Source organism: Burkholderia sp. Ac-20344, from assembly GCF_017104975.1.
GTDB lineage: Bacteria > Pseudomonadota > Gammaproteobacteria > Burkholderiales > Burkholderiaceae > Burkholderia.
Genome location: NZ_JAAGPP010000411.1, coordinates 1 through 356 on the forward strand (window position 1 = coordinate 1; position 356 = coordinate 356).

2 rRNA genes are annotated in these 356 nt (G+C 51.1%); both read left to right on the top strand.

The annotated features are described in order from the left end of the window. A 23S ribosomal RNA gene (locus G3N64_RS39455) occupies positions 1-110 on the top strand; the annotation flags it as partial. A 133-nt stretch (positions 111-243) separates the two neighbouring features. Next, positions 244-356 (top strand): 5S ribosomal RNA (gene rrf / locus G3N64_RS39460).

Genomic DNA, 356 nt, shown 5'->3' on the forward strand with positions numbered 1-356 from the left:
GCTAGACCTCCTTGAAGGGTCGTTCGAGACCAGGACGTTGATAGGTCAGGTGTGTAAGCGCAGTAATGCGTTCAGCTAACTGATACTAATTGCCCGTAAGGCTTGATCCTATAACAAGTCTGTCTCGCGCTGATAACAGCGCGTCGGATTGGTTGGATTCTCGTGTGTGATACACACAACTCAAGATTACTGCTTCTTCCAAGATTGGTTCTGTTGGCCAAGCCAGCAGAACAACCCTCTTTGCCTGATGACCATAGCGAGTCGGTCCCACCCCTTCCCATCCCGAACAGGACCGTGAAACGACTCTACGCCGATGATAGTGCGGATTCCCGTGTGAAAGTAGGTAATCGTCAGGC